The sequence below is a fragment of the Amaricoccus sp. W119 genome, assembly GCF_047275745.1.
In the GTDB taxonomy this organism is placed as follows: Bacteria; Pseudomonadota; Alphaproteobacteria; order Rhodobacterales; family Rhodobacteraceae; genus Amaricoccus.
This window is the reverse complement of sequence record NZ_JBKQWU010000228.1, coordinates 1-526: the sequence shown is the minus strand read 5'-3', so window position 1 is coordinate 526 and position 526 is coordinate 1. Positions and strand designations below refer to the sequence as shown.

At 56.5% G+C, this 526-nt stretch carries 1 protein-coding gene; it reads right to left on the bottom strand.

Features of this window, described 5'->3' with window-relative positions; translation table 11 throughout:
* Positions 1-14: 14 nt before the first annotated feature.
* Complete coding sequence (locus ACLJK8_RS23150) at positions 15-329, bottom strand: hypothetical protein (protein ID WP_413152722.1); 315 nt, start codon at positions 327-329, stop codon at positions 15-17.
* Between the last annotated feature and the right edge of the window lie 197 nt (positions 330-526).

Below are 526 nucleotides of genomic sequence, written 5' to 3'. Positions count from 1 at the left end.
GGATACCTCATCCGTCAACGGTGTTGCACTTCACGATGGAACTCACCGGAGGTGCTTGCTACCTTCCGCAATGCCTCCAGCATCTTCTCTTTATCGCCCAAATCCTGTAGTTCACGCGCGATCCGCCACTCAAGGCCGAACATGTAAGACAAACAGACTTGATAGGACGACCGCTGCTGGTTCTCGGAATTTTTCTCCGGATGGTTAAAGCCCCCGTCGCCATCAAGGCGCAGAAAATACTTCATCATGGGACGGAACGAAGGCGCATTCTTCTGGCCGAAGTCGCCAAACTTTTTGGCTACTGGTAGTCCAAACCACGCATGGCCCAAGTATCGGCACCAATCGCTGTTGGAGACGTAAAGCCGGGCTGTTTCCTTATCTGTCCTAACCAGGTCTTCGGGTAGGCCATTCGTAAGCATCCGGCTTGGGCCGCGGTCATGCGGCCTTGCGCGTAGCGGCCGTGATGGGCTTCCAGTTCCACGGAAGTAGCTCCGGGACGCGCGAGACCTTGGTGTCCGGCAGCCGC